Origin of the sequence: Streptomyces sp. NPDC020362, from assembly GCF_040642095.1 — a bacterium.
Lineage (GTDB): Bacteria > Actinomycetota > Actinomycetes > Streptomycetales > Streptomycetaceae > Streptomyces.
The window spans coordinates 41,404-65,497 of the sequence record NZ_JBFAET010000012.1; the positions used below are offsets into that span (position 1 = coordinate 41,404).

Consider the following 24,094-nt stretch of genomic DNA (forward strand, 5'->3'; position numbering starts at 1 on the left):
TCCATTGATGTCACCTCTTGAGGCGAATGTCAGCTTTTCCGGTGCCCTATCAACCGCGGCTTCGGCTCCAGCCCGTCCAGGCCGTGCCACGCCAGGTTCACCAGATGGGCCGCGACCTCCGCCTTCTTCGGGCGGCGCACGTCCAGCCACCACTGCCCGGTCAGCGCGACCATGCCGACCAGGGCCTGCGCATACAGCGGCGCGAGCTTGGGATCGAAGCCGCGGGACTTGAACTCGCGGCCCAGGATGTCCTCCACCTGGGTGGCGATGTCCGAGATCAGCGACGCGAACGAGCCGGTCGACTGCGGGATCGGCGAATCACGCACCAGGATGCGGAAACCGTCCGTGCACTCCTCGATGTAGTCCAGGAGAGCGAAAGCGGCCTGCTCGCACAGTTCACGGGGGTGGCCGGCCGTGAGGGAACCGGTGACCATGTCCAGCAGGCGGCGCATCTCGCGGTCCACCACCACCGCGTACAGCCCCTCCTTGCCACCGAAGTGCTCGTACACCACCGGCTTGGACACCCCGGCCTTCGCCGCGATCTCCTCCACCGAAGTGCCCTCGAAACCCTTCGCCGCAAAGAGGGTGCGACCGATCTCCAGCAGCTGCTGGCGGCGCTCGGCACCGGTCATACGGGTCCGGCGCGCTCGCCGCGGCTTATCGGTACTGGGAGTGCTGGAGTCGGTCGCCACGGCGTCAATCATGCCGCCTTTACGGTCTCCTTCCGGCGCCGGGAGCCGCCTTCCTCGGTATTACGCCGCGAATCGATACGCGAGCGTGACGGCCAGCGCACGTCGTACGCCCAGCCCAGCAGCTCGAACCAGCGGATGATCCGCGCGGAGGAGTCGATCTGGCCGCGCATCACGCCGTGACGCGCGGAGGTCGGGTCGGCGTGGTGCAGGTTGTGCCAGGACTCCCCGCACGACAGCACCGCCAGCCACCACACGTTGCCCGAACGGTCCCGCGACTTGAACGGCCGCTTGCCCACCGCATGACAGATCGAGTTGATCGACCACGTCACATGGTGCAGCAGCGCCACTCGCACGAGTGACCCCCAGAAGAACGCGGTGAACGCACCCCACCAGGACATCGTCACCAGCCCGCCGATCAGCGGAGGCAGCAGCAGGGACACGGCCGTCCACAGCACGAACTGGCGGGAGACCGCCCGGATGGCGCCGTCCTTGATCAGGTCCGGCGCGTACTTCTCCTGCGAGGTCTGCTCCTCGTCGAACAGCCAGCCGATGTGCGCCCACCACAGACCCTTGACCAGCGCGGGAACCGTCTCCCCGAACCGCCACGGCGAATGCGGGTCACCCTCGGCGTCGGAGAACTTGTGATGCTTTCGGTGGTCGGCCACCCACCGCACCAGCGGGCCCTCGACCGCCATCGAACCCATGATCGCCAACGCGATCCGCAGGGGCCGCCTGGCCTTGAACGAACCATGGGTGAAATACCGGTGGAAACCGATCGTGATGCCGTGGCACCCGAGGTAGTAGAAGAACACCATCAGGCCCAGATCGAGCCAGCTCACCCCCCAGCCCCAGGCCAGCGGCACAGCCGCCACGAGTGCCAGGAACGGCACGAGGATGAACAGGAGCAGCGTGATCTGCTCGATCGAACGCTTCTGCTCGCCGCCCAGCGTGGCGGAGGGGGTGGTCGTGTCGGTGGCCTGACGGGCTTCTTCGATCACATCGGAACTTGAGGTCATGCGCGTCCCCTGGGGGGTTCGAGGGTGGAAGCAGCTGCCGTGGTGCCCGCGGACCGGACGGGACAGGAACGGGACCTCCCTACGGTTCCGTAACCTACGGCGTCGTAAGTATGGCAGCGCATCGCCCGGCGGCAAGAGCCCGAGAACCTGCGCGTCCGAGTGGACACCTATCCTGGGAGTCGGTCGGACAGCGCGGTCCGCTCTGATTCCTTCCCGGACCATCCGGCCCGTATGCGGTACCCGCCGCGTGGTGGATCGATGCCCCGGGTTCCCTCCCAGATGAGCTTCAACACTGCAAGGAGCCGCACCTGTGAGCAGTGCCGACGACCAGACCACCACGACCAGCAGCGAGCTGCGCGCCGACATCAGGCGACTGGGTGACCTCCTGGGCGAGACCCTCGTACGGCAGGAAGGCCCCGACCTCCTGGAACTGGTCGAGAAGGTCCGCCGCCTCACCCGAGAGGACGGCGAGGCCGCCGCCGAGCTGCTGCGCGGCACCGAACTGCAGACCGCCGCCCAGCTGGTCCGAGCCTTCTCCACCTACTTCCACCTGGCCAACGTCACCGAACAGGTGCACCGCGGCCGCGAGCTGCGCGCCCGGCGCGCCGCCGAGGGCGGCCTGCTCGCCCGCACCGCCGACCGCCTCAAGGACGCCGACCCCGAGCACCTGAGGCAGGCCGTCGAGCACCTCAACGTTCGCCCGGTGTTCACGGCACACCCCACCGAGGCCGCGCGCCGTTCGGTCCTCAACAAGCTCCGGCGCATCGCCGCGCTCCTGGACACCCCCGTCCTCGACTCCGACCGCCGCCGCCACGACGTCCGCCTCGCCGAGAACATCGACCTCGTCTGGCAGACCGACGAACTGCGCGTCGTACGTCCCGAGCCCGCCGACGAGGCCCGCAACGCCATCTACTACCTCGACGAGCTGCACGCCGACGCCGTCGGCGACGTCCTGGAGGACCTCACCGCCGAACTGGAGCGCGTCGGCGTCAAGCTCCCCGACGACACCCGCCCCCTCACCTTCGGCACCTGGATCGGCGGCGACCGCGACGGCAACCCCAACGTCACCCCCCAGGTCACCTGGGACGTCCTCATCCTCCAGCACGAACACGGCATCAACGACGCCCTGGAGATGATCGACGAACTGCGCGGCCTGCTCTCCAACTCCATCCGCTACGCCGGCGCCACCGACGAACTCCTCCAGTCCCTCCAGACCGACCTGGAGCGGCTGCCCGAGATCAGCCCCCGCTACAAGCGCCTCAACGCCGAGGAGCCCTACCGCCTCAAGGCCACCTGCATCCGGCAGAAGCTGGAGAACACCAAGCAGCGCCTCGCCAAGGGCACCCCGCACGAGGACGGCCGCGACTACCTCGGCACCGGCGAACTGCTCACCGACCTCAGGCTCATCCAGACCTCCCTGCGCGAGCACCGCGGCGCACTCTTCGCCGACGGCCGCATGAGCCGCACCATCCGCACCCTGGCCGCCTTCGGCCTCCAGCTCGCCACCATGGACGTCCGCGAACACGCCGACGCCCACCACCACGCCCTCGGCCAGCTCTTCGACCGCCTCGGCGAGGAATCCTGGCGCTACGCCGACATGCCCCGCGAATACCGGGCCAAGCTCCTCGCCAAGGAACTGCGCTCCCGCCGCCCGCTCGCACCCACCCCGGCCCCCGTCGACGCGGCCGGCGCCAAGACCCTCGGCGTCTTCGAGACGGTCAAGCGCGCCCTCGAAGTCTTCGGACCCGAGGTCGTCGAGTCCTACATCATCTCCATGTGCCAGGGCGCCGACGACGTCTTCGCCGCCGCCGTCCTCGCCCGCGAGGCCGGACTCGTCGACCTCCACGCCGGCTGGGCCAAGATCGGTATCGTCCCCCTCCTGGAGACCACCGACGAGCTGCGCGCCGCCGACACCATCCTCGAGGACATGCTCTCCGACCCGTCCTACCGGCGCCTGGTCGCGCTGCGCGGCGACGTCCAGGAGGTCATGCTCGGCTACTCCGACTCCTCCAAGTTCGGCGGCATCACCACCAGCCAGTGGGAGATCCACCGCGCCCAGCGCCGACTGCGCGACGTCGCCCACCGCTACGGCGTGCGCCTGCGCCTCTTCCACGGCCGCGGCGGCACCGTCGGCCGCGGCGGCGGCCCCTCCCACGACGCCATCCTCGCCCAGCCCTGGGGCACCCTGGAGGGCGAGATCAAGGTCACCGAACAGGGCGAGGTCATCTCCGACAAGTACCTCATCCCCTCCCTCGCCCGGGAGAACCTGGAACTGACGGTCGCGGCCACCCTGCAGGCCTCCGCCCTGCACACCGCCCCCCGCCAGTCCGACGAGGCCCTCGCCCGCTGGGACGCGGCCATGGACGTCGTCTCCGACGCCGCCCACGCCGCCTACCGCAGCCTGGTCGAGGACCCCGACCTGCCCGCCTACTTCTTCGCCTCCACCCCCGTGGACCAGCTCGCCGACCTCCACCTCGGCTCCCGGCCCTCCCGCCGCCCCGACTCCGGCGCCGGCCTGGACGGCCTGCGCGCCATCCCGTGGGTGTTCGGCTGGACCCAGTCCCGGCAGATCGTCCCCGGCTGGTTCGGCGTCGGCTCCGGCCTCAAGGCCCTGCGCGAGGCCGGTCTGGACACCGTCCTCGACGAGATGCGCCAGCAGTGGCACTTCTTCCGCAACTTCATCTCCAACGTCGAGATGACCCTCGCCAAGACCGACCTCAGGATCGCCCAGCACTACGTCGACACGCTCGTCCCCGACGAGCTCAAGCACGTCTTCGACACCATCAAGGCCGAACACGAGCTGACCGTCAGCGAGGTCCTGCGCATCACCGGCGAGAACGAACTCCTCGACGCCCAGCCCGCCCTCCGCCAGACCTTCACCGTCCGCGACGCCTACCTGGACCCGATCTCCTACCTCCAGGTCACCCTGCTCAAGCGCCAGCGCGACGCCGCGGCCACGGGCGCCGAGCCCGACCCGCTCCTGTCCCGCGCCCTCCTCCTCACCGTCAACGGCGTGGCGGCGGGCCTGCGCAACACCGGCTGACGACTCCACCCGCACATGACTGTGCCCCCGGGTTCGTACGAACCCGGGGGCACACCCGTCTCACGTCACTGCAGGGCCACGAACGCCGCCGTCAGCAGCGCGGCCCCCGAACCACCCAGCACCCACGCCACCCGGGTCAGCCGCATCCCGCCGGCGACCACCACCGCGGCCAGCAACAGCGCCCCGCCGAGCGGCACCCAGGCGTACAGGATCCCAGCCGGCCCGGACCGCACCGCGTCCCCGGTGCCGGGCTTCACGACGACGGCGTACGTCGGGCCCTTGCGTACCGCCACCGAATCGTCGATGACCACCCGCTTCCGGCCGGCCGTGTCCTTCGACGCCGACGTGAACCGCCCCGAACACGTACCCCCGTCACACCGGGTGACCTGGAGCGTGCCGCGCTCGCGCCCCTTCGTCAGCATCACGTACTGCGCGGTCCCCCAGGAACCCCACACCCCGGCGAACAGAATCAGCGCGGCGAGCGCACCCATCGATGCGACCCGCCCGAACCGCAGCGCGGTCACGGAGGCCTGGCGAGCGGTGGCGGCTGTGGCAGGCATGGCCGGGATCATTGGCCATACTCACGCGGCTGGTCAACTCCGCCGGGAAGGATGCCACGACAAGTCGGGAGTTGTACGCCGCCCTCGTGCGCTCAGGAGGTGTACGACGGCCTCGTGCGCTCAGGTGTTGTACGCGCTCTGCGCCCGCTCCAGCCCCTCGGTCACCAGACACTCCACCGAGTCCGCCGCACGGTCCACGAAATAGTCCAGCTCCTTGCGCTCCGCCGACGAGAAGTCCTTCAGCACGAAGTCCGCGACCTGCATCCGCCCCGGCGGCCGGCCGATCCCGAACCGCACCCGGTGGTACTCCGCCCCCATCGCCTTCGTCATCGACTTCAGACCGTTGTGCCCGTTGTCGCCACCGCCCAGCTTCAGCCGCAGCGTGCCGTAGTCGATGTCCAGCTCGTCATGGACCGTGACGATGTTCGCCACCGGCACCTTGTAGAAGTCCCGCAACGCGTTGACCGGACCGCCCGACACGTTCATGAACGACATCGGCTTGGCCAGGACCACCCGACGGCCCGCCGGCCCGACCGGCCCGATCCGCCCCTCCAGCACCTGCGCCTGCGCCTTGCCCGCCCGCTTGAACTTCCCCCCGATCCGTTCCGCGAGCAGATCCACCACCATGAACCCGACGTTGTGCCGGTTCATGGCGTACTCCGACCCGGGATTCCCGAGCCCGACGATGAGCCAGGGTGCGCTGGCGGGGGTGGTCACGTCCATGTCTCCTTGATACGCGAGAGCCGCTGCTCCCCCAAGGGGAGCAGCGGCTGATTCCGCTGTGGCAGCCGAATCGCTGTTACCGCTGTGGGCCGGTCGGGCAGGCTCAGGCCTCGGCGACCTCTTCGGCGCCCTCGGCACCCTCGCCCTCGACGGCCTCCTCGACCTGCGCCTGCAGAACCTGCAGAACGACCGCGTCCTCGTCGACGGCCAGGGTCACACCGGACGGCAGCTTGATGTCCTTGGCGTGGACGGAGGCACCGGCCTCCAGGCCCTCGACGGAGACGGTGAGCGCCTCGGGGATGTGCGTGGCCTCGGCCTCGACCGGCAGCGCGTTCAGCACGTGCTCGAGCAGGTTGCCACCGGCGGCCAGCTCGCCCTCGGCGTGCACGGGAATCTCGACCGTGACCTTCTCGCCACGCTTGACCAGCAGCAGGTCGACGTGCTCCAGGTGGCCCTTCAGCGGGTCGCGCTGCACGGCCTTCGGGATCGCCAGCTCGTTGGTCTTGCCGTCGATGTCCAGGGAGATCAGGACGTTCGGCGTACGCAGCGCCAGCAGCAGGTCGTGGCCCGGCAGGGTCAGGTGCAGCGGGTCGGCACCGTGGCCGTACAGAACGACGGGCACCTTGTGGTCACGGCGGATACGACGGGCGGCACCCTTGCCGAACTCGGTGCGCGTCTCGGCGGCGAGCTTCACCTCGGACATATTGATCACTCCTCGCAGAACTGGGAACGGACGTGGTCACCCGGCCACGAACGGCCTGCTACGAAGAGCGCGTCGATAACGGACCGCCGAAGTCGCACACACGACTACGGCCTCCCTCGCCGAGCAACTGCAGCAGTCTACTCGGAGGGGGAGGCCGCACCCAAAAGGATCTTCAGTGAGCGCTAGCGCCGGACGCTAGTGCAGAAACCTCACTGCTCGTCGAAGAGGCTGGTCACCGACCCGTCCTCGAACACCTCACGCACCGCGCTCGCAATCGTCGGAGCGATCGACAGCACCTTGATCTTGTCCAGATCCGCACTCAGCTCACCCGGCGTCGGCAACGTGTTCGTGAACACGAACTCACTCACCCGCGAGTTCTTCAGCCGGTCCGCAGCCGGACCCGACAGCACACCGTGCGTCGCCGTCACGATGACGTCCTCCGCACCATGCGCGAACAGCGCGTCCGCGGCCGCACAGATCGTGCCACCGGTGTCGATCATGTCGTCCACCAGCACACACACCCGGCCCTTGACCTCACCCACGACCTCGTGGACGGTCACCTGGTTCGCCACGTCCTTGTCACGGCGCTTGTGCACGATCGCCAGCGGCGCACCCAGCCGGTCGCACCACCGGTCCGCCACCCGCACCCGGCCCGCGTCCGGCGACACCACGGTCAGCTTGTCCCGGTCCACCTTCCCGCCCACGTAGTCCGCCAGCAGCGGCAGCGCGAACAGGTGATCCACCGGACCGTCGAAGAAGCCCTGGATCTGATCCGTGTGCAGATCCACCGTCAGGATCCGGTCCGCACCCGCGGTCTTCATCAGATCCGCGATCAGACGCGCCGAAATCGGTTCACGACCCCGGTGCTTCTTGTCCTGCCGCGCGTAACCGTAGAACGGCACGATGACCGTGATGGAACGAGCCGACGCACGCTTCAGCGCGTCGATCATGATCAGCTGCTCCATGATCCACTTGTTGATCGGAGCCGTGTGGCTCTGGATCAGGAAGCAGTCCGCACCACGAGCCGACTCCTGGTAACGGACGTAGATCTCACCATTGGCGAAATCGAAGGCCTTCGTCGGGACAACCCCGACACCCAGCTGCTGGGCGACCTCCTCGGCAAGCTCGGGGTGGGCGCGGCCGGAGAAGAACATCAACTTCTTCTCGCCGGTCGTCTTGATCCCGGTCACAGCACTGTCTCCTCAGAGGTGTCTCAGCCAGCCGACTGCTCGATCGACCTCACGGCTGGGCATGAGAGGCCGTATCAGCTGGTAGGGGTGCGGGTATGCACTCGTGCGGATGTGCACTTATCACGGTACGCCGACTTCGACGCACCCGTTTCCGGTCAGCCCTCGGCCTCACCCTGCCGGGACGCCGCCTCGGCCGCCTTCGCGGCCGCACTCCCAGGACGCTTCCGGGCCACCCAACCCTCGATATTCCGCTGCTGACCACGGGCCACGGCCAGCGAACCCGGCGGCACATCCTTCGTGATCACGGACCCGGCAGCGGTGTAAGCACCGTCCCCGACCGTGACAGGAGCCACAAACATGTTGTCCGAACCCGTCTTGCAGTGCGACCCGACCGTCGTGTGGTGCTTGTTCTCACCGTCGTAGTTCACAAACACACTGGCCGCACCGATGTTCGTGAAATCACCGATCGTCGCGTCACCCACATACGACAGATGAGGAATCTTCGTCCCCTCACCGATCGCCGCGTTCTTCGTCTCCACATACGTACCGATCTTGGACTTCACCCCGAGACGGGTACCCGGCCGCAGATACGCATACGGCCCCACCGACGCCTGCGGACCGATCCGCGCCCCGTCCGACACCGTGTTGTCCACCCGCGCCCCCGCACCCACCCGGGTGTCCTTCAGCCGGCTGTTCGGCCCGACCTCCGCACCCTCACCGATGTGCGTCGAACCGGTGAGCTGCGTGTTCGGGTGCACGAGCGCATCCTGCTCGAACGTCACCGTCACATCGACCCATGTGCTGGCCGGATCCACGACCGTCACACCGTCCAGCATCGCCCGCGTCAGCAGCCGGTCATTGAGAATCCGACGAGCCTCGGCCAGCTGCACACGGTTGTTGATACCGGCGATCTCCCGGTGATCGGCGGCCACGCAAGCCCCGACCCGATGCCCGGCCTCCCGCAGAATCCCCAGCACATCGGTCAGGTACTCCTCACCCTGACTGTTGTCCGTCCGCACCTTCTTCAGCGCGTCCGACAGCAACTGCCCGTCGAACGCGAACACCCCGCTGTTGATCTCCCGGATCGCCCGCTGCGCCTCGGTGGCGTCCTTGTGCTCCACGATCGCGGTCACGGCGCCACTCGCCCCGTCGCGCACGATACGGCCGTAACCGGTCGCATCCGGAACCTCGGCCGTCAGCACCGTCACGGCATTGCCGTCGGCGTGGTGGGTGGCGGCGAGCTGCGTGAGCGTCTCGCCGGTGAGCAGGGGGGTGTCCCCGCACACGACGACCACGGTCCCGTCGACCGACCCGCCCAGCTCCTCCAGCCCCATCCGTACCGCGTGACCGGTCCCGTTCTGCTGCGCCTGCACGGCGGTCCGCACGGCCGGGTCGATCTCCGCCAGGTGCGCGGCGACCTGCTCACGGGCGTGGCCCACGACGACGACCAGGTTCGCCGGGTCCAACTCACCGGCGGCGGCCAGCACATGGCCGACCAGGGAACGGCCGCAGATCTGATGCAGGACCTTCGGTGTGGCCGACTTCATACGGGTGCCCTCACCCGCTGCGAGAACGACGACGGCTGCCGGGCGAATGGCGCTCACGGAATTGCCCTTCGGCTCTGGATGGGTGGGGGTGACAGCCGCAGGATACCGGGGTGGGGTTGGGGGGATATGAGTGCGGGCCCTGACGGTGCTGTCACCGGTCAGGACCCGAACCAAGCATGTGCTCCCGGGGGAGGACTCGAACCCCCATGATCAGAACCAAAATCTGACGTCTTGCCCTTAGACGACCCGGGATTACCGCTATGTCCGAGTTGGAAGATCGGTTGCGGTGACAGCCCCTACTATGCCGTACCACCAGCCCTCGATGCGACGGTACAACTCGGCGCTTTGCCGCACGGTGACGACGAGGCAGCCGCGGTAGTCCTCGCCGGTGTTCTTCCGGACCGTCTTCGGGTTGTGTCGTTTCAGCGTCGTCTTGCCGAAGGCGTTGGCGTCGGCCGGGATCAGGTCGGCCCAGTACTCTTCAGCCCCTTCGATGTCGGCCGATTCGTGGATCATCAGCCGATAGCCGATGTCGTCACGCTGCACCCGGAGCAGGTCGAGCCAGGCCAGGAACAGGCGAATCATGTTGGGGTCGCTGTTGACGAAGACGACTCGCTCGCGGCGGGCGTGGGGTTTGTCCTTCGTGCCCTCGGCCCAATAGAGGGCGACGCCGGCGATGAACAGCTCGCGGTCGGACAGGGGGCCGATTTCTTGCGCCGCCGCCGTCTTGGTGCGTCGTCGCTGCTCGTCACGGATCGCCAGTTCGTGCTCCCACCGCTTCTGGGCTGCCAGCTTCGCTTGTTCGCTCGGTTCCCGGGGCTCCGGCTTCGGCAGATCCCGCACCCACAGGGAGATCGAACTCTTCGAGCACCCCAGTGCGACCTGGATCTGGTCGTAGGTCCACCCCTGGAGGCGCAGCTCCCGTGCTTTCTCCTGTAGGTCGTCCTTCGCGTTCGGCCGCTTCGTCCACTGCGGCGGTGGTTCTCCTTCCAGGAGCCGGTTGAGGATGTCGTTGTTGTCGACGTGCAGCCGGTCGCGGATCTGTCGTCGGCTGAGCCCTTCCCGCCGTAACGCCACCGCTCGCTCCCGCAATCCCTCGAAGTCCTCGTACTTGCCGTTCTTGCCGCTGCTCTTGCCGGATGCATGTGTCATACGCACACCGTCCGCGCGGAATGTGGGCTTCCGGTGTCGAACTGGTGTGGTTCAGCAGTTCGAGGGATTCCGGTGGGTTCTGGTGTCATTCGATTACGGAGTGTGGTCCAGGCCAGTAGGCGAAAGTCACCGGAAATGCCGTGGTGCGCGCCCGTACGCTGGAGGCATGACCACGACGGGGGAAGAGCGCGCCAGGGCCCTGACCGGCCCGTGGTGGTGGGCCAGGTGGCGCAGTGCGGTGCTCGACGGGAGTCTCGCGCTGGTGTCGGCCGTGGAGTGCGGTGCCGAGGGGATTCCGTTCGCCCGGGATGCGGGGATCCCGGTGTCGGTGGGGATCGTGTTCGGGCTGATCGCCGGTTCGGTGCTGCTGGTGCGCAGGAAGTGGCCGATCGCGGTCGTGCTGGTCGCGATCGCGATCACGCCGGCCCAGATGGGTTTCCTGATGGGCATCGTGGGCCTGTACACGCTGGCCGCGTGTGAGCTGCCGCGCCGGATCATCGTGGCGCTGGCGGGGATGACGCTGCTGGGCACGATGATCGTGACGTTCGTGCGGGTGCGGCAGGACATGGCGCGGGGTGATCTGACCCTCGGTGACTGGTTTGTCCCGTTCGCGTCGATCACGACGTCTCTGGGGCTGACGGCTCCGCCGTTGCTGCTCGGGTTGTACGTGGGGGCGCGGCGTCGGCTGATGGAGAGCCTGCGGGAGCGGGCGGACAGTCTGGAGCGGGAGCTTCAGCTGCTGGCGGAGCGTGCGGAGGAGCGGGCCGAGTGGGCGCGGAACGAGGAGCGGACGCGGATCGCCCGTGAGATGCATGACGTGGTCGCGCATCGGGTGAGTCTGATGGTGGTGCATGCGGCTGCGTTGCAGGCGGTTGCGCGTAAGGATCCGGAGAAGGCGGTGAAGAACGCGGCGCTGGTGGGGGACATGGGGCGGCAGGCGTTGACGGAGCTGCGGGAGATGCTCGGGGTGCTGCGGGCGGGGGAGGACGCGGGGCGGCGTGCGGCTTCGGCGCCGTTGGTGGCGGTCGGGGTGGCTGCCGCGGAGGCGGCGTCGCGGGCGGCCGGTGAGGACGGCGGCGGTGTCGAGGGGCCGTGTCTGTCGGAGCTGGAGGAGCTGGTGGGGCAGTCGGCCGCGGCGGGGATGGCGGTGGATCTGTCGGTGCAGGGGGAGGCGCGTTCGTATGCGGCGGAGGTGGAGCAGACGGCGTACCGGGTGGTGCAGGAGGCGTTGACGAACGTCCACAAGCATGCGGCGGGTGCGAAGACGTATGTGCGGCTGGCGCATCGGGGGGTGGAGATCGCGATGCAGGTGGAGAACGAGCCGCCTCCGGAGCCGGCGTCGGCGGCGGCGGCGCGGTTGCCGTCGGGCGGCAATGGTCTGGTGGGGATGCGGGAGCGGGTCGTGGCGCTGGGGGGTGTGTTCGTGTCGGGGCCGACGGATGCGGGCGGTTTCCGGGTGTCGGCGGTGATTCCGGCGACGTAGGCCGGGTGGGGCGGCCTGCGGCGTGCTGTGGCTCGGTGGGGGCGGCCGGTGGGTGAGGCGGGGTGGGGCGGCCCGTGGGAGGCCGGCCGGTGGTGAGCGGGCGTGGGGCGGCCCGTGGTGAGGCGGGTGTGTGGGTCAGCCCGTGGTGAGGCGGGCGGGTTCCATGCCGGCGATGAGGGTGGCCAGGGCGTGGTCGATGTCGGGGCCGACGTACCAGTCGCCGGTGTGGTCGAGGGTGTAGACGCGGCCCTGGGCGTCGATGGCGAGGAGGGCGGCGGTGTCGGTCTCCTCGCCGAGGGGGCAGACCTCGGTGGCGAGGGCGCGGCCGAGGTCGCCGAGGGTGCGGGCGAGGTGGAGGCCGTGCAGGGGGTCGAGGTGGAGGGTGGCGGGGGCGATCTGGCGGCCGGGGCCGGTGGGGGCGATGCGGAGGCTGCCGAATTCGGCCCAGGCTTCGACGGCGGCGGGGAAGACGGTGTGCCGGTGCCCTGCGGGTGAGGTGTGGTCGCGCAGGGTGTCGGCCCAGACTTCCGCCTGCTTTATGTCCCAGCGTCCGGGTTGCCAGCCGGCGGCGCGCAGGGCGGCGTCGACGGGTACGGGGAAGCGTGTGGTGGAGGTGCGGTCGGGGTGCATCTGCCCTTCGATCGTCGTGCTTGCTGGGTCGTGCCGTGCGGTGCCGGGCTGGGCCGGCGGGTGCCGGGGTCCGGCGGTCGGTTCGGTGGCCGGGTCGGTCGTCGGTTCGGATGCCGGTTCGGTCGTCGCTTGGGGCGTCGGTTCGGATGCCGGTTCGGTCGTCGCTTGGGGCGTCGGTTCAGCCGTCGGTTGTGGCCGGGTCGACGATGCGGACGCCGAAGTGGGCGCTGAGGGCGGTGCAGGCGCGGCAGGGGGTGGCGAAGCTTCCGTGGAGGGGGTCGCCGTCCTCGCGTATGCGGCGGGCGGTGAGTTTGGCCTGTTTGAGGACTTTGCGGGCCTCGCCGTTGGTCATCGGTTTGCGGGCGGCGCGTCTGGAGCGGGTGGCGTCGGCGGCGGCGATGTGCCGGGAGATGAGGATGGTTTCGGCGCAGCGGCCGGTGAAGCGGTCGCGCTGGCCGCTGGTGAGGGTGTCGAGGAAGTCCTGGACGAGGGGATGCAGGGGCGGGGGCTGGTCGCCGCGGGCTGCGGTGCCGGTGAGGGTGGCGCCGCGGACGGAGAGGGCTGCGGCGACGGTGGGGAGGATGCCGTCGCGGCGGTGGAGGAGGGCGGGGGCGGGGGGTGTGCCGGTGCCGCTCCAGCCGATGCGAGGGTCTCCGGCCCGCACGTCGTTACCTCCGGTCTGCAAGGTATTCATGATCGCCTTCCCCTCCCCGGGCGTCCCCCGAAGGTCACAGAGTGCCAAATGCCGTGGCTGGTCGGGAAGCTGGGGCGGTGCGACACGCCCGGGTTTGGGCGGGCTGTCACGGCAGGGTGACGGCTGGTCACGGTTGTGGGGGGTCGGTGGGTGGCGGGAACGGGGGGTGGGTGGGCCTGTGGATGCGGTGGGCCGGTGACCGGGGTTCGTGTACCGCATAGGCTGTCGGCATCCGCGATCGACACCGCCGTTCAGGCCAGAGAGAACGCCGCAGGGGGCAACCGCCATGACGACAGGTCGGCTCGGGCAGCAAGCCGCGCCGCCGAACGCGGCCTACGCCGGGCAGGTCGTGCACTTCCCGGATCCGGTCCGGGCGGCACGTCACCCGAGAGGGGTACGGGTCGATGAGAGTGGTTACCCGGATTTCTCGGCGTACGCGCGCGCGGCGGCGGAGATCGCCGAGCCGCCGGAGGGTTTCGGTGTCGACGAGTTGCGGCTGACGGACTATGTGTCGGCGAACGCGGCGCTCGCGGCGTCGGGGCACGAGTTGTGGGACACGGTGCCGGATGTGGCGACGCCGCACGGCTGGACGTGGCATCACGTGGTGGGCTCGCGGCGGCTGGAGCTGGTTCCGGTCGAGGTGAAGGCGTTGCTGCGGCACCACGGTGGGATCGCGACGGCTCCGGTGGACCAGGGCAAGCGGGGGACGCGGCCGTTGCAGGAGACGCGTCCGGCGCACTTCGGGCTGCCGAAGTCGGGTGTGGCGGTGACGGAGTCGCAGGTGCAGGGCGTCGAGGAGGACCTGGGTTACCGGCTGCCCGGCGCGTACCGCTCGTTCCTGAAGGCGGCGGGTGGCTGTGCGCCCGTGGGCACGGCGCTGGTCGCCGAGTTGGGGCTGCTGCTGGACCAGCCGTTCTTCACGGTGCGGGAGGAGGCGGCGGTCAATGACCTGGTGTACGCCAACAAGTGCCTGCGCGACCATCTGACGAAGGACTATCTGTGCGTCGGTTTTGTGCAGGGCGGTCTGCTCGCGGTGAAGGTGAAGGGCGAGCGGCTGGGTTCGGTGTGGTTCTGCGCGTACGACGATGCGCGGGACGTGGATCCGTCGTGGCCGCCGGCCGACCGGGTGGAGCGGCTGTTGCTGCCGTGCGGTGACGATTTCGACGCCTTCCTGTCGCGGCTCGCGGGCAATCCGCCGGAGTTGGAGACGGTGGCGAACCTGATGGTGGACGGCGGTTTCGCGCGTGCCGTTCCGGTCTCTTCCGTGGGGGAGTGAGCTTCGGCGATGGTGACGTTTGCGCAGGCGCAGGAGCGCGCCGAGGAGTGGATCAACGGGGACGTTCCGGCGTACCAGCATCGTGAGGTGCGGGTGCGGGAGTTCGAACTGGGCTTCGTGGTGTGGGGCGAGGACCGTGCGGAGGGCCCGCGTTCGGATGCGGGCGGGCAGCGGCTGGTGATCGCCCGGGACAGTGGCGAGGCGACGCTGTGGCCGGCGTTGCCGGTGGGTGAGGTGATCCGCCGGTACGAGGAGGAGTACGGCCGTGCCGAGGAGCCCGAGGACGCGGTGCCGGCGCCGGCTCCTGCGCGGGTGGATCTGAATCAGACGTCGTTCCTGCTGAGTCCGCCGGAGTGGTTGCAGGAGGCGGCGGACAAGCTGGGTCTTCCGGACCGGCGGTCGGGGGCGGACTCGGGCGCTGCGGTTCCGGCTGCGACCGGGTCTGGTGCCGGTGCCGGTGTGGGTGGCAGTGCGGCCGGAGGGGGTTTTGCCGCGGGCGGGGCGCTTGCCGAGACGCAGGCCGGGGTGCCTGCGGTGCCGGGTGCTGCGGCTGCGGCATCGGGCGCACCTGGTGTGCCGGGTGCGTCGAATGCGCCCCATGTGCCCAATGCGTCGCGTGTGCCAGGTGCACCCAGTGGGCCGGTTGCGGCCAGTGTGCCTGGTGCCCCGGGTGTCCCCGGTGCGCCGGAGGTGCCTGCCGGTGCCACGCCGTGGGCCGGTACGGACACGAACGCCGACGCCGGTGAGGACCGTTCGGTGCCGTTGCCCGCGACGGTGTTCGCACCGCCGTTGAGTGAGCAGGACGGCCCGGCTCCGCGGCCTCCGGCGGCGCCGGAGGCGAAGACGGCGCTGATGTCGGGGGGCAGCCAGCTGCCGCCCACGGCGGTCGCGCCGGCGCTCGATGCCCAGAACGTGCCGGGAGCGCACAACTTCCCGCCGCCGGGAGCGCACAACTTCCCGCCGCCGGGTGCGCCGAGCGGCACGCCCGCCCCGGGCACCCCGGTCGCCCCAGGTGCCCCGGCCGCGCCGCTGGGCAGCACGCCCCCGCCTGCGGGCAGTACGCCTCCGCCGGCTCCGGGTGCGCCGCAGTACGGCTACCCGCAGGGCCCGGCGGCCCCCGGTACGCCCCCGCCGGGCGCGCCGGTCTACTCCGCGGCGCCCGGCACCACGCAGCCCGCGCCCCCTGCGGCTCCCGGTGCGCCGGGCGCTCCGCTGGGCAGCACGCCTCCGCCTGGGCCGAGCTACGGCTACCCGCAGGGTCCGGGTGCCCCGGGCGGTCCGCAGGCCGCTCCCGGTTACGGCTATCCGCAGGCGCCGGGCGGTGCCCCGCACGCGCCGCAGCCTCCGGCCGGTCCCGGGCGGCCGCTCGCGTCGAACGCCGGGGACATCGCGGATGCCGCGACGAGCAAGGCCGCGCCACCGCCGCGCAAGGCGCGCGGCGGGGCGGGCGCGCCTCCGCCTCCGCCGGGCGCCCCTGGTACGCCGGGCGCGCGTCCGGGCCATCCCGCGCCGCCCGCCCCTGGTGCGCCCGGTGCGCCGGGTGCGCCTGCGGGCGGGTACGTGCCGACGCAGCTCGTGTCCGCGCTCGGGCCCGAGGGGCCGGGTGCTCCGGGTGGTCCCGGTGGGCCGGGGGGTGCGCAGGCGCCGCAGGCTCCGGGTGTGCCGCAGGCTCCTGGTGCCCTCAACCCGCCCGGCGCGCCGGGTGCTCCTGGCACGCCCCCGGGCAACGTCCACCACGCGGCCACGGTGCTGGCCGACCCGAGCCAGCTGGGAGCGGGTGCGCCGCAGGCGCCGGGTGCGCCGATGCCTCCGGGTGTTCCCGGTGTGCCGGGCGCCCCCGGCATGCCCCATCCGCCCGGCGTTCCCGCGGCTCCGGGCGCCCCCGGCATGCCTCCCGCTCCCGGCGCGCCTCAGTCGTCGGGCGCCCCCGGTGCCCCGCAGCCCCCGAGCGCCCCCGGCGCTGCCGGAGGTCCGCGCGGTGCCGTGCACCAGGCGCAGACCGTGCTGGCCGCGCCCCCCGTGGGTGGCCCGGGCCTACCCCCGCCGCCCGCGCCGGGCGCCCCCGGCATGCCTCCGGGTGCCCCGCAGGCGATGCCGCCGGGTGCGGTGCCGCCGCCGGGCGGGCCGCTGCCGGGGCAGCCTCCGGCGTACGGCTATCCGCCGCAGGGGCAGCCGACGGTGGGTCCGGGATACCAGGCCGTGCTGCGCTACCGCGCGCAGGACGGTTCCGAGCAGCAGCTGATCCGGCGTTCGGCGCCGGGCACGCCGCACCCGGAGTGGCAGATCTTCCACGAGCTGCGCTCGATGAACGTGCCGCCGGACCAGGTACTGGAGCTGCACACGGAGCTGGAGTCGTGCGAGCTGCCGGGCGCGTACTGCGCGCGGATGATCCGGGAGCAGTGGCCGCAGGCGCGGATCACGAGCATCGCGCCGTACGGCACGGATCACGCGAGCCGGCAGCAGGGCATGCAGCAGTTGCTGGCGCACCAGGGCGAGTTGCACCAGGTGGCGGACGGGCCTGCCCGCCCGGCGCCGGTGCGGGCGCCGCTGCTGCCGGTGCAGGCCGTGCCGCCCGTCCCGCCGGAGGCGATCGCGCAGGAGCTGGCGGCGGCGTTCGGTCCGGGGGTCTTCCGGTTCGAGCAGCAGGCGGTGTCGCGGCAGGGTGTGCCGCCGGTCGTGGCGCACACGCTGGTGGTGGCCGGGCTGCCGGTGGACCTGAGCCCGTTCTTCTGGGCGCAGGCCCAGCCGGGCCGTCCGGTGCCGACGCTGGCGGAGCTGGCTGCCGAACGTGGGGTGCAGCCGGCCGCGGACGCGGGCTCGTACCTCGTCATGGGCACCGACTTCGGCCGGGCGATCTGTGTGCAGTACGGCACGGCGAACATCGTGGCCGTGCCGGTGGAGGCGGGCCCGGGCGGTGCGCCGGTGGCGCCGCAGTTCGTCAACTCCGGGCTTCCGGAGTTCGCGCGGTGCCTTGCGCTGCTGGGCCGGATGTGGCGGCTGCGGAGTGGGCTGAACCAGGAGCAGGCGGGCCGCTGGACGGTCGACTTCCAGGCGCAGCTGGCCGCCCTGGACCCGGCGGCGCTCGGTTCGCCGGAGAGCTGGTGGTCGGTGCTGCTGGAGCAGATGTGGGACGGGCTGCTGTGAGGCACGCTCCGTAGGTCCGGGCGGCCCGGGCGGTGCAGTGCCATGCCTGCGCCGCCCGGGGCCGCCCCGGCGCCGCCGCTCAGTAGTCCAGTCCCGCGAACCATTCGCCGCGGCCGTGCGGGGTCAGGTCGAGCAGGTGCCAGACGGGGGTGAGCAGGTCGATGCCGCGCTGGTCGATGTCCTCGGCCATGCGGGGGTGCATGGAGTAGAAGTGGCGGGCGGTGCCGTCGCCGTCCCGGGTGAAGACCGAGACGGTGGAGTCCTGTTCGCCGTCCTCGTCCTCGCTGCCCAGGTCGTATTTGAAGGTGCTGTCGCCGCAGCTCAGCAGGCGCAGATCGGTCCAGCCGCGGTCGCGGCCGTGGGCGCGCAGGGTGGGCAGGTCGGCGGCGGCCGCGATGGCGAGGTCGGCGTTCTGCGCGATGTGGCGGGCGACGCCGTTGTAGCCGTCGATCCACATGGTGCACATGGGGCAGGCGTTCTTCTGGAGCTTGCCGTACATGAAGTGATAGATGATCAGCGGCCGGTCCGGGGCGGTGAACAGCTCGCTCAGGGTGACCTCACGGACCGGGGTGTCGCCCGCGTCGAGGTCGGCGGGGCCTTCGAGGAAGACGTAGTCGTCGACCGGCGGCCCCGGCGGGAGTGCCCGGCGCCGGGCCGCCACCTGCTCGCGGTGGCGCATGAGCTCGATCTCGGCGAGGCGGAGTTCTTCGCGGGCGGCGAGGTAGTCCGCGGACTCGCCGGGCAGTCGGGTGTGCCGCAACATCGCGTCCTCCTGGGTGGGACCCCCCGGGTGGTTCGAGTCTAGGACCGCTTCACCGCCGTCGCCGGAAGCACGCACGGCTCGTACGGGCGCGCAGGGCTCGTACGGCGCGCACAGCTCGTACGGCGCGTACGGCGCGCACGGGGCGTACGGCGCGCACGACTGTACTGACCGTGACCGGCCGTGACGTCCGGCCGGAGTGTCGCGTTATGAGCCTTTCCGTCCCGTACATCAAGATGTGCGCGAAATCATCGTCTCGTGGTCCGTTCGGTGGAGAGGGGTTCCAGGATGAGCGGTGCACCGGTATCGCCCCACGGCTTCATGGCCGGGCGCGGGCGCGGTTACTGTCCCGAACAGGCCGACGCCTACGCCACCGCCCTCTCCGACGATCGGGATGCCGCGTGGGAGAGAGCCGCGCGGCTGACGGTGCTCGCGCGGGAGATGAGCGAGGAACTGCTGCGACTGCGGGAGGTCGTGGCGCAGCTCGCGCCGCAGACGTACGAGACGCTGGGTGAGCGTGCACGTCTCCTCTTCCAGCTCGGGCTGGAGGAGGAGACGGCGGTCCGCGAGGGCGCGCGGCAGGAGGCGCAGCGCCTGACGGACGAGGCGCGCGTCCATGCGGAGAGCGTGCAGGGCGGGGCACAGGCGTACGCCGATGCCCTCCGCGCCGAGGCGGACGAGTACGCGCGGCAGCGGCTGCTCGCGGCGCGCGCCGAGGAGGACCGCATCCGTATCTCCACCCGGAGCGAGGTGAAGGAGGAGCGCAGCGAGGCGCTGGCCGATGTGCGTGAGACGCGTCAGCGCTGCTCCGTCATGCTCACCGGGCAGCAGAAGGACTTCGTCGAGCAACTGGCCGCCCTGGAGCGCGGGACGGAGGAGAGTGTGGTCGCGCTCGACACGCACTACACGGAGCAGATCGCGCGTGCCGAGACCGAGCTGGCCGAGGCCGAGCAGGCGATGGCCGATGCCCGGCATTCCGAGGACCGGTGCCTGGGCGAGGCACGCGCGCGTGCCGACGAGATCCTCGCGGAGGCGCGGGCGCGCGAGGAACGGATCGTCCGGGAGACCGAGCGGGTGCTGCGCGAGCACGGGGAGACGTGGGACGAGGTGCAGGCCCAGATGGACCACGTGCGCAGCAGCCTCATGTCCCTGACCGGGAGGGACCCGGTGGAGTCGGGCTGGGAGAGCGCCGGGAGCGCACCGCTGGAGTAGCGCCGGGAGAGTACCGGGAGTGCGCCGGTGGGGTGAAGCCGGGGAAGCAGCAGAAGGGCGCCTGCGGTGGGGCCGGGAGGGTGCCCGCGGAGCGGCGGGTGATGCTCGCGCGGGCGCACGCCGCCTCATCACACCGTGGGCGTCAGCCGCCCCTGCGCACCGCCCCGGCGAGGATCCACCCCTCGACCGCCTCGTACTGGCGCCGCTGTTCCTCCGCCTTCCTGCGCCCGGAGACGACCGTGCCCGCCCAGCCGAGGGCGAAGCCCAGCGGGATGGTGACGAGCCCCGTCGTCGTGAAGGGGAACCAGTTGAAGTCGGCGTCCGGGAACAGCGCGGTCGGCGAGCCGGAGACCAGATTCGTCCCCGGCATCAGCGCCAGCACCGCCAGCGTTCCGCCGATCAGGGTGCACAGCAGGCCCGCACGGGTGTAGCGGCGCCAGAAGAGGCCGTAGACGAGGGCCGGGGCGATGGCGGAGGCGCCGAGGCAGAAGGAGAGGGTCACCAGGGGCTGCAGGTTGCGGTGCTGGACCTGGGTGGACAGGAGGATCGCCGGGATGCCGACCGCCAGTGCCGAGACGCGGGCCAGGGTCATCTCCCGGCGGGCCGGCATCTCCTGGACGCGGGCCGCGAAGACGTCGTGGGCCAGGGAGTTGGCGCAGGCCAGGATCATGCCGGCGACCGAGGCCAGCAGGGTCAGGAAGATCGCGGTCGTCACCGTCGTGAACAGCAGGGTCTCCGCCGTGGACACGTTCGGGCCGAAGGCCGCCCTGGACCCGAGCAGATACGCCGTGTTGCCCTGCGGGTCGGCGGCCGCGATCGTCGCGCGTCCGATCAGTGCGGTCGCGCCGAAGCCGACCACCGTGACCACCAGCACGAACAGTGCGACCGCCGAGACCGCCCAGGACATCGAGCGCCGCACCTGGCGGGCGCTGGAGGCGGTGTACGTGCGCATGGTGATGTGCGGCAGACAGGCACCGCCCAGGACGACGGTCAGCTCCGAGGTGATCATGTCCAGGTGCGGATTGGCCCCGCCGGAGAACTCCAGGCCCGAGTGCAGGAAGGCGTCGCCGACGCCGCTTTGCTGCGCCGCGGCATGGAACAGCGCACCGGGGTCCCAGGCGAACTGGCGCAGAATCAGCACGGCGACGACGGCGCCCGAACCGAGCAGCATCACGATCTTCAGGATCTGGATCAGGGCGGTGCCCTTCATCCCGCCGATCGCCGCGTAGCTGATCATCAGCAGGCCCAGCCCGACCACGCATCCGGTCTTCAGCGAGTCGTTGGAGAAGCCGAGGATGAACGCCAGCAGCTGTCCGGCGCCCGCCAGTTGGACGAGCATCAGCGGCAGCAGCGCCGCGATCGTCACCGCGCACGCCGTCATCCGTACCGCGCGGCCCGGCATCCGGCGGGCCAGCGCGTCGCCCATCGTGAACCGGCCCGCGTTGCGCAGCGGTTCGGCCAGCAGGAACATCAGCAGCATCAGCGACAGCGTCGTGCTCAGTGCCAGCACGATCCCGTCGTAGCCGCACAGCGCGATCACCCCGCCCGTGCCCAGCACGGACGCCGCCGAGATGTAGTCGCCGGCGATGGCCAGGCCGTTGCGCATCGGCGACAGGAACCCGTAACCGGTGTAGAACTCGTCCAGGCCGTCGCGGTCCGGGCCGGTCATCACGCACAGGAGCAGCGTGATCGTCGCCACCGAGGTGAAGGCGACCAGTGACATCGTCTGTGCGGAGTCGCTGAAGCCCGTCATCGGCCCGCCTCCCGTCGCGCGTCCACCTCGGCCAGTCTGCGGATGCGGTCCGCGAGCGGGTCGACGTAGCGTCGCGCGGTGTGCTCGTAGAGCGCTATTGCCAGCCAGGTGACGGGGAGTTGGACCAGGGCGAGCAGCAGTCCCGTGGGCAGGCCGTCCACCGCCGTGCTCGTCATGAACGACGGCGCGAACGCAGACAGGATCAGGAACAGGCTGAAGTAGCCGAGCGCGGTGAGCCCGGCCACGCGGCGCTGCCAGCGGGCGGCGGAGCGCAGGATGCGCAGGTCGCTGTGGTTGCCCAGCGCGAGGGGCGGGGTGCGGCGAGGGGCCGGTTCGGGGACGGGCGGCGGGGGTTGCCAGGGATAGGTGAGGTGCGGCGGGTTCGGCTGCCGTGGTGGGTACGGGTACGACGGGGACGGTTCGTAGGACATCCCGGTCTCCTTGCGTGGCTCGGGTCCGTGGCGGCGGACCGCAGGGAGTTGGGGGGGCGAGCCACGCACGCTACTCGCCCGTAACCGGAGGGCGGAAGCTTTTCACCAAACTGGCCAGTCGGTATGCGCTTACTATGCCGTATAGGTGCTGACCTGGGGTGTTACCCCGATTAACTCAGACCTTTGACGCGGCGTCGTCGGCGACGAACGCCGGGCGGGCGGGGCGAGGACGGCCATCGCCTGCCCGGGCGGGGTTCCCGCTGTCGCGCACGGAGGTCAACGGGCGTGCGGTGTCTGCGACTTCGGGGCTCAGTCCTTCAGGACCGGGAAGCGGCGCGGCGCCAGGACCAGCAGCACCAGGAACGCCAGCGCCGCCGCGCAGGACGCCCCCACGTACACGGCGTGGACCGCGTCCGCGACGGCGCGCCGCGTGGCCTCGGGCGCCGTACCGGAATCCAGCCCGCGCGTGACCGAGTCCAGGTCGCTCGCGCCGCCCAGGCGTGCGGCCAGGACGCCGTTGGCCACCGCACCGAAGACGGCCGCGCCGATGGTCTGGCCGCTCTGGCGGCAGAAGAGGACGGACGCGGTCGTCGTACCGCGTTCCGCCCAGCCCACCGTCGACTGCACGCCCACGAGCAGCGGGAGCTGGAACAGGCCCAGCGCCGCCCCGAGGAGCGCCATCAGCAGCGTCGGCTGCCAAGCCGCCCCCGGGTACGGCAGGAACGGGAACGCCAGCAGGATCAGCGCCGCCGCGCCGATGCCGAGCATCGCGGTGTTGCGGAAGCCGATCCGCCGGTACACGTGCTGGCTGAGCGCCGCCGACAACGGCCAGGTCAGCGTCCAGACGGACAGCACGAACCCGGCGGCGACCGGAGTCAGGCCCAGCACCGCCTGCGCATACGTCGGCAGGAAGACGGCGGGCGCCACCATCAGCAGGCCCAGCGCGCCGAGCGCCAGGTTGACCGCGGCGATGGTGCGGCGGCGCCACACCCAGCCGGGCATGATCGGCTCGGCCGCCCGGCGTTCGACGACGGCCACCAGCGCCGCGAGCGCGAGCCCCACGGTGAACAGCGCGAGGGAGGGCGCGGACCACCACGGCCACGCAACCCCGCCCTGCACCAGCGCCGTCAGCAGCACGCCCCCGCACGCGAACACCGCCAGCGCGCCCGCCCAGTCGATACGCGCTTCCGAGCGGGACTCGCGCGCCGGCTCACGCAGATGACGCACCACCAGCCACAGCGCCAGGGCGCCGATGGGCAGGTTGACCAGGAAGATCCAGCGCCAGTCGGCGTAGGCCGCGAGCAGGCCGCCGACCGCCGGGCCCGCGACCGCCGACACCGCCCACACCGTGGACAGCTTGGACGTGATCTTGGGGCGTTCCTCCAGCGGATACAGGTCGGCGGCGAGCGTCTGCACGGTTCCCTGGAGCGCGCCGCCGCCCAGGCCCTGCACGATGCGGAAGGCGATCAGCGCGCCCATGTTCCAGGCGAGCGCGCACAGCAGGGAGCCGAGCAGGAAGAGACTCGCGCCGGCGATCAGCACCGGCTTGCGGCCGAAGGTGTCGGAGAGCCTGCCGTACACGGGGAGCGTGACGGTGACGGCGAGCAGATAGCCCGAGAACAGCCACGAGAAGACGGAGAAGCCGCCGAGGTCGCCGACGATCTGCGGGACGGCCGTCGAGACGATGGTGGCGTCGAGCGCCGCCAGCGCCATCGCGAGCATCAGGGCGGCCACCACGGCGCCGCGCCGGTTCGTCGCGGTGCGCCGTGCGGCACCATCGCGTATCGCAGGCTGTGTACCCCCCACGGGATTCCTTCCCCTTGCATCTATCGGCCCCGCACCAGCTTCCCACTTGACCCTCACGCGACGGGAGGGTGGAGCCTTGCTGGGCCGGAGGGTGGAGCCGACCCCGAGAAGGACTCCACCCGGCGGTGGACCACCCCTAGGGGTTCCTCCGTACTACGGCCCGGGGACGGTTCGTACGTCCGGAGGACGAGACGGGGGCCGTGTCGTCCTTAACCTGGCTTTATGCCGCTGGGGGGCGGCTGACCGCACCGAGTGGGGCGGCTGACTGCACCGGCGGGG

Annotated in this window: 19 protein-coding genes and 1 tRNA gene; 5 read left to right on the forward strand and 15 right to left on the reverse strand. The window is 71.0% G+C overall.

Annotated elements, in window-relative coordinates:
- Positions 1 to 29: 29 nt before the first annotated feature.
- On the reverse strand, positions 30 to 704 hold the full coding sequence (locus AB0H32_RS08035; RefSeq protein WP_361115992.1) for a TetR/AcrR family transcriptional regulator: 675 nt from the start codon (positions 702 to 704) through the stop codon (positions 30 to 32).
- On the reverse strand, positions 701 to 1,708 hold the full coding sequence (locus tag AB0H32_RS08040; RefSeq protein ID WP_361115995.1) for an acyl-CoA desaturase: 1,008 nt from the start codon (positions 1,706 to 1,708) through the stop codon (positions 701 to 703). Before AB0H32_RS08040 ends, AB0H32_RS08035 begins: the two co-directional genes overlap by 4 nt.
- Positions 1,709 to 2,018: 310 nt before the next feature.
- Here AB0H32_RS08040 and ppc point away from each other — a divergent pair, with 310 nt between their 5' ends.
- Positions 2,019 to 4,751, forward strand: a complete 2,733-nt coding sequence (gene ppc / locus AB0H32_RS08045; RefSeq protein WP_361115998.1) for a phosphoenolpyruvate carboxylase — start codon at positions 2,019 to 2,021, stop codon at positions 4,749 to 4,751.
- A gap of 65 nt (positions 4,752 to 4,816) precedes the next feature.
- Here ppc and AB0H32_RS08050 read toward each other — a convergent pair whose 3' ends face one another.
- The 7 genes from AB0H32_RS08050 to AB0H32_RS08080 all read right to left on the reverse strand — a co-directional run bounded on the left by AB0H32_RS08050 (position 4,817) and on the right by AB0H32_RS08080 (position 10,626).
- On the reverse strand, positions 4,817 to 5,323 hold the full coding sequence (locus tag AB0H32_RS08050) for a hypothetical protein (protein ID WP_361116001.1): 507 nt from the start codon (positions 5,321 to 5,323) through the stop codon (positions 4,817 to 4,819).
- 108 nt (positions 5,324 to 5,431) lie between these two features.
- Positions 5,432 to 6,034, reverse strand: a complete 603-nt coding sequence (gene pth / locus AB0H32_RS08055) for an aminoacyl-tRNA hydrolase (protein WP_361116004.1) — start codon at positions 6,032 to 6,034, stop codon at positions 5,432 to 5,434.
- A gap of 103 nt (positions 6,035 to 6,137) precedes the next feature.
- Positions 6,138 to 6,737, reverse strand: a complete 600-nt coding sequence (locus tag AB0H32_RS08060; protein ID WP_361116007.1) for a 50S ribosomal protein L25/general stress protein Ctc — start codon at positions 6,735 to 6,737, stop codon at positions 6,138 to 6,140.
- A 209-nt stretch (positions 6,738 to 6,946) separates the two neighbouring features.
- The gene (locus tag AB0H32_RS08065; protein ID WP_361116010.1) at positions 6,947 to 7,927 is read right to left on the reverse strand and encodes a ribose-phosphate diphosphokinase; all 981 of its coding nucleotides are present in this window, start codon (positions 7,925 to 7,927) and stop codon (positions 6,947 to 6,949) included.
- Between the two features lie 155 nt (positions 7,928 to 8,082).
- On the reverse strand, positions 8,083 to 9,531 hold the full coding sequence (gene glmU / locus AB0H32_RS08070) for a bifunctional UDP-N-acetylglucosamine diphosphorylase/glucosamine-1-phosphate N-acetyltransferase GlmU (RefSeq protein WP_361116013.1): 1,449 nt from the start codon (positions 9,529 to 9,531) through the stop codon (positions 8,083 to 8,085).
- Positions 9,532 to 9,655: 124 nt separating this feature from the next.
- Positions 9,656 to 9,726 (reverse strand) — tRNA-Gln (locus AB0H32_RS08075).
- 6 nt (positions 9,727 to 9,732) lie between these two features.
- The gene (locus AB0H32_RS08080; protein ID WP_361116016.1) at positions 9,733 to 10,626 is read right to left on the reverse strand and encodes a hypothetical protein; all 894 of its coding nucleotides are present in this window, start codon (positions 10,624 to 10,626) and stop codon (positions 9,733 to 9,735) included.
- A 166-nt stretch (positions 10,627 to 10,792) separates the two neighbouring features.
- On the opposite strand from AB0H32_RS08080, the gene AB0H32_RS08085 reads away from it, so the two are divergent.
- Entirely contained in the window at positions 10,793 to 12,109 is a 1,317-nt protein-coding gene (locus tag AB0H32_RS08085) for a histidine kinase (protein ID WP_361116019.1), read from the forward strand.
- Between the two features lie 135 nt (positions 12,110 to 12,244).
- Here the strand turns inward: AB0H32_RS08085 and AB0H32_RS08090 are convergent, their stop codons facing one another.
- Both AB0H32_RS08090 and AB0H32_RS08095 read right to left on the reverse strand, forming a co-directional pair.
- Positions 12,245 to 12,739 carry an SUKH-3 domain-containing protein gene (locus AB0H32_RS08090; protein ID WP_361116022.1) on the reverse strand — a complete coding sequence of 165 codons (495 nt, stop codon included), beginning with the start codon at positions 12,737 to 12,739 and terminating at the stop codon, positions 12,245 to 12,247.
- Positions 12,740 to 12,917: 178 nt separating this feature from the next.
- Positions 12,918 to 13,433 (reverse strand): YwqJ-related putative deaminase, encoded by a 516-nt coding sequence (locus AB0H32_RS08095; protein ID WP_361116025.1) that lies wholly within the window; start codon positions 13,431 to 13,433, stop codon positions 12,918 to 12,920.
- Positions 13,434 to 13,719: 286 nt separating this feature from the next.
- Here AB0H32_RS08095 and AB0H32_RS08100 point away from each other — a divergent pair, with 286 nt between their 5' ends.
- On the forward strand, positions 13,720 to 14,709 hold the full coding sequence (locus AB0H32_RS08100) for an SMI1/KNR4 family protein (RefSeq protein ID WP_361116027.1): 990 nt from the start codon (positions 13,720 to 13,722) through the stop codon (positions 14,707 to 14,709).
- 9 nt (positions 14,710 to 14,718) lie between these two features.
- Positions 14,719 to 17,853 (forward strand): SUKH-4 family immunity protein, encoded by a 3,135-nt coding sequence (locus AB0H32_RS08105; protein WP_361116030.1) that lies wholly within the window; start codon positions 14,719 to 14,721, stop codon positions 17,851 to 17,853.
- Positions 17,854 to 17,932: 79 nt separating this feature from the next.
- Here AB0H32_RS08105 and AB0H32_RS08110 read toward each other — a convergent pair whose 3' ends face one another.
- Positions 17,933 to 18,616 carry a DUF899 family protein gene (locus tag AB0H32_RS08110; RefSeq protein ID WP_361116033.1) on the reverse strand — a complete coding sequence of 228 codons (684 nt, stop codon included), beginning with the start codon at positions 18,614 to 18,616 and terminating at the stop codon, positions 17,933 to 17,935.
- A gap of 285 nt (positions 18,617 to 18,901) precedes the next feature.
- On the opposite strand from AB0H32_RS08110, the gene AB0H32_RS08115 reads away from it, so the two are divergent.
- A complete protein-coding gene (locus tag AB0H32_RS08115; RefSeq protein WP_361116036.1) occupies positions 18,902 to 19,825 on the forward strand; it encodes a cellulose-binding protein in 924 nt (307 codons plus the stop codon).
- A 142-nt stretch (positions 19,826 to 19,967) separates the two neighbouring features.
- Here the strand turns inward: AB0H32_RS08115 and AB0H32_RS08120 are convergent, their stop codons facing one another.
- The 3 genes from AB0H32_RS08120 to AB0H32_RS08130 form a co-directional block, all read right to left on the reverse strand.
- Positions 19,968 to 21,578: a cation acetate symporter gene (locus AB0H32_RS08120; RefSeq protein WP_361116038.1), complete on the reverse strand. Its 1,611-nt coding sequence runs from the start codon at positions 21,576 to 21,578 to the stop codon at positions 19,968 to 19,970.
- Complete coding sequence (locus AB0H32_RS08125) at positions 21,575 to 22,009, reverse strand: DUF485 domain-containing protein (RefSeq protein WP_361116041.1); 435 nt, start codon at positions 22,007 to 22,009, stop codon at positions 21,575 to 21,577. The genes AB0H32_RS08120 and AB0H32_RS08125 overlap by 4 nt, the downstream gene beginning before the upstream one ends.
- 309 nt (positions 22,010 to 22,318) lie before the next feature.
- Positions 22,319 to 23,815 carry an MFS transporter gene (locus AB0H32_RS08130; RefSeq protein WP_361116044.1) on the reverse strand — a complete coding sequence of 499 codons (1,497 nt, stop codon included), beginning with the start codon at positions 23,813 to 23,815 and terminating at the stop codon, positions 22,319 to 22,321.
- Between the last annotated feature and the right edge of the window lie 279 nt (positions 23,816 to 24,094).

What these genes read in the sequence shown, in the direction of transcription:
- AB0H32_RS08125 (WP_361116041.1), bottom strand. Translation starts at nt 22,009, where the DNA reads ATGTCCTACGAACCGTCCCCGTCGTACCCGTACCCACCACGGCAGCCG.
- pth (WP_361116004.1), bottom strand. Translation starts at nt 6,034, where the DNA reads ATGGACGTGACCACCCCCGCCAGCGCACCCTGGCTCATCGTCGGGCTC.
- AB0H32_RS08110 (WP_361116033.1), bottom strand. Translation starts at nt 18,616, where the DNA reads ATGTTGCGGCACACCCGACTGCCCGGCGAGTCCGCGGACTACCTCGCC.
- AB0H32_RS08040 (WP_361115995.1), bottom strand. Translation starts at nt 1,708, where the DNA reads ATGACCTCAAGTTCCGATGTGATCGAAGAAGCCCGTCAGGCCACCGAC.
- AB0H32_RS08080 (WP_361116016.1), bottom strand. Translation starts at nt 10,626, where the DNA reads ATGACACATGCATCCGGCAAGAGCAGCGGCAAGAACGGCAAGTACGAG.
- AB0H32_RS08120 (WP_361116038.1), bottom strand. Translation starts at nt 21,578, where the DNA reads ATGACGGGCTTCAGCGACTCCGCACAGACGATGTCACTGGTCGCCTTC.
- AB0H32_RS08085 (WP_361116019.1), top strand. Translation starts at nt 10,793, where the DNA reads ATGACCACGACGGGGGAAGAGCGCGCCAGGGCCCTGACCGGCCCGTGG.
- AB0H32_RS08105 (WP_361116030.1), top strand. Translation starts at nt 14,719, where the DNA reads ATGGTGACGTTTGCGCAGGCGCAGGAGCGCGCCGAGGAGTGGATCAAC.
- AB0H32_RS08100 (WP_361116027.1), top strand. Translation starts at nt 13,720, where the DNA reads ATGACGACAGGTCGGCTCGGGCAGCAAGCCGCGCCGCCGAACGCGGCC.
- AB0H32_RS08115 (WP_361116036.1), top strand. Translation starts at nt 18,902, where the DNA reads ATGAGCGGTGCACCGGTATCGCCCCACGGCTTCATGGCCGGGCGCGGG.
- AB0H32_RS08060 (WP_361116007.1), bottom strand. Translation starts at nt 6,737, where the DNA reads ATGTCCGAGGTGAAGCTCGCCGCCGAGACGCGCACCGAGTTCGGCAAG.
- AB0H32_RS08090 (WP_361116022.1), bottom strand. Translation starts at nt 12,739, where the DNA reads ATGCACCCCGACCGCACCTCCACCACACGCTTCCCCGTACCCGTCGAC.
- AB0H32_RS08050 (WP_361116001.1), bottom strand. Translation starts at nt 5,323, where the DNA reads ATGATCCCGGCCATGCCTGCCACAGCCGCCACCGCTCGCCAGGCCTCC.
- AB0H32_RS08035 (WP_361115992.1), bottom strand. Translation starts at nt 704, where the DNA reads ATGATTGACGCCGTGGCGACCGACTCCAGCACTCCCAGTACCGATAAG.
- AB0H32_RS08095 (WP_361116025.1), bottom strand. Translation starts at nt 13,433, where the DNA reads ATGAATACCTTGCAGACCGGAGGTAACGACGTGCGGGCCGGAGACCCT.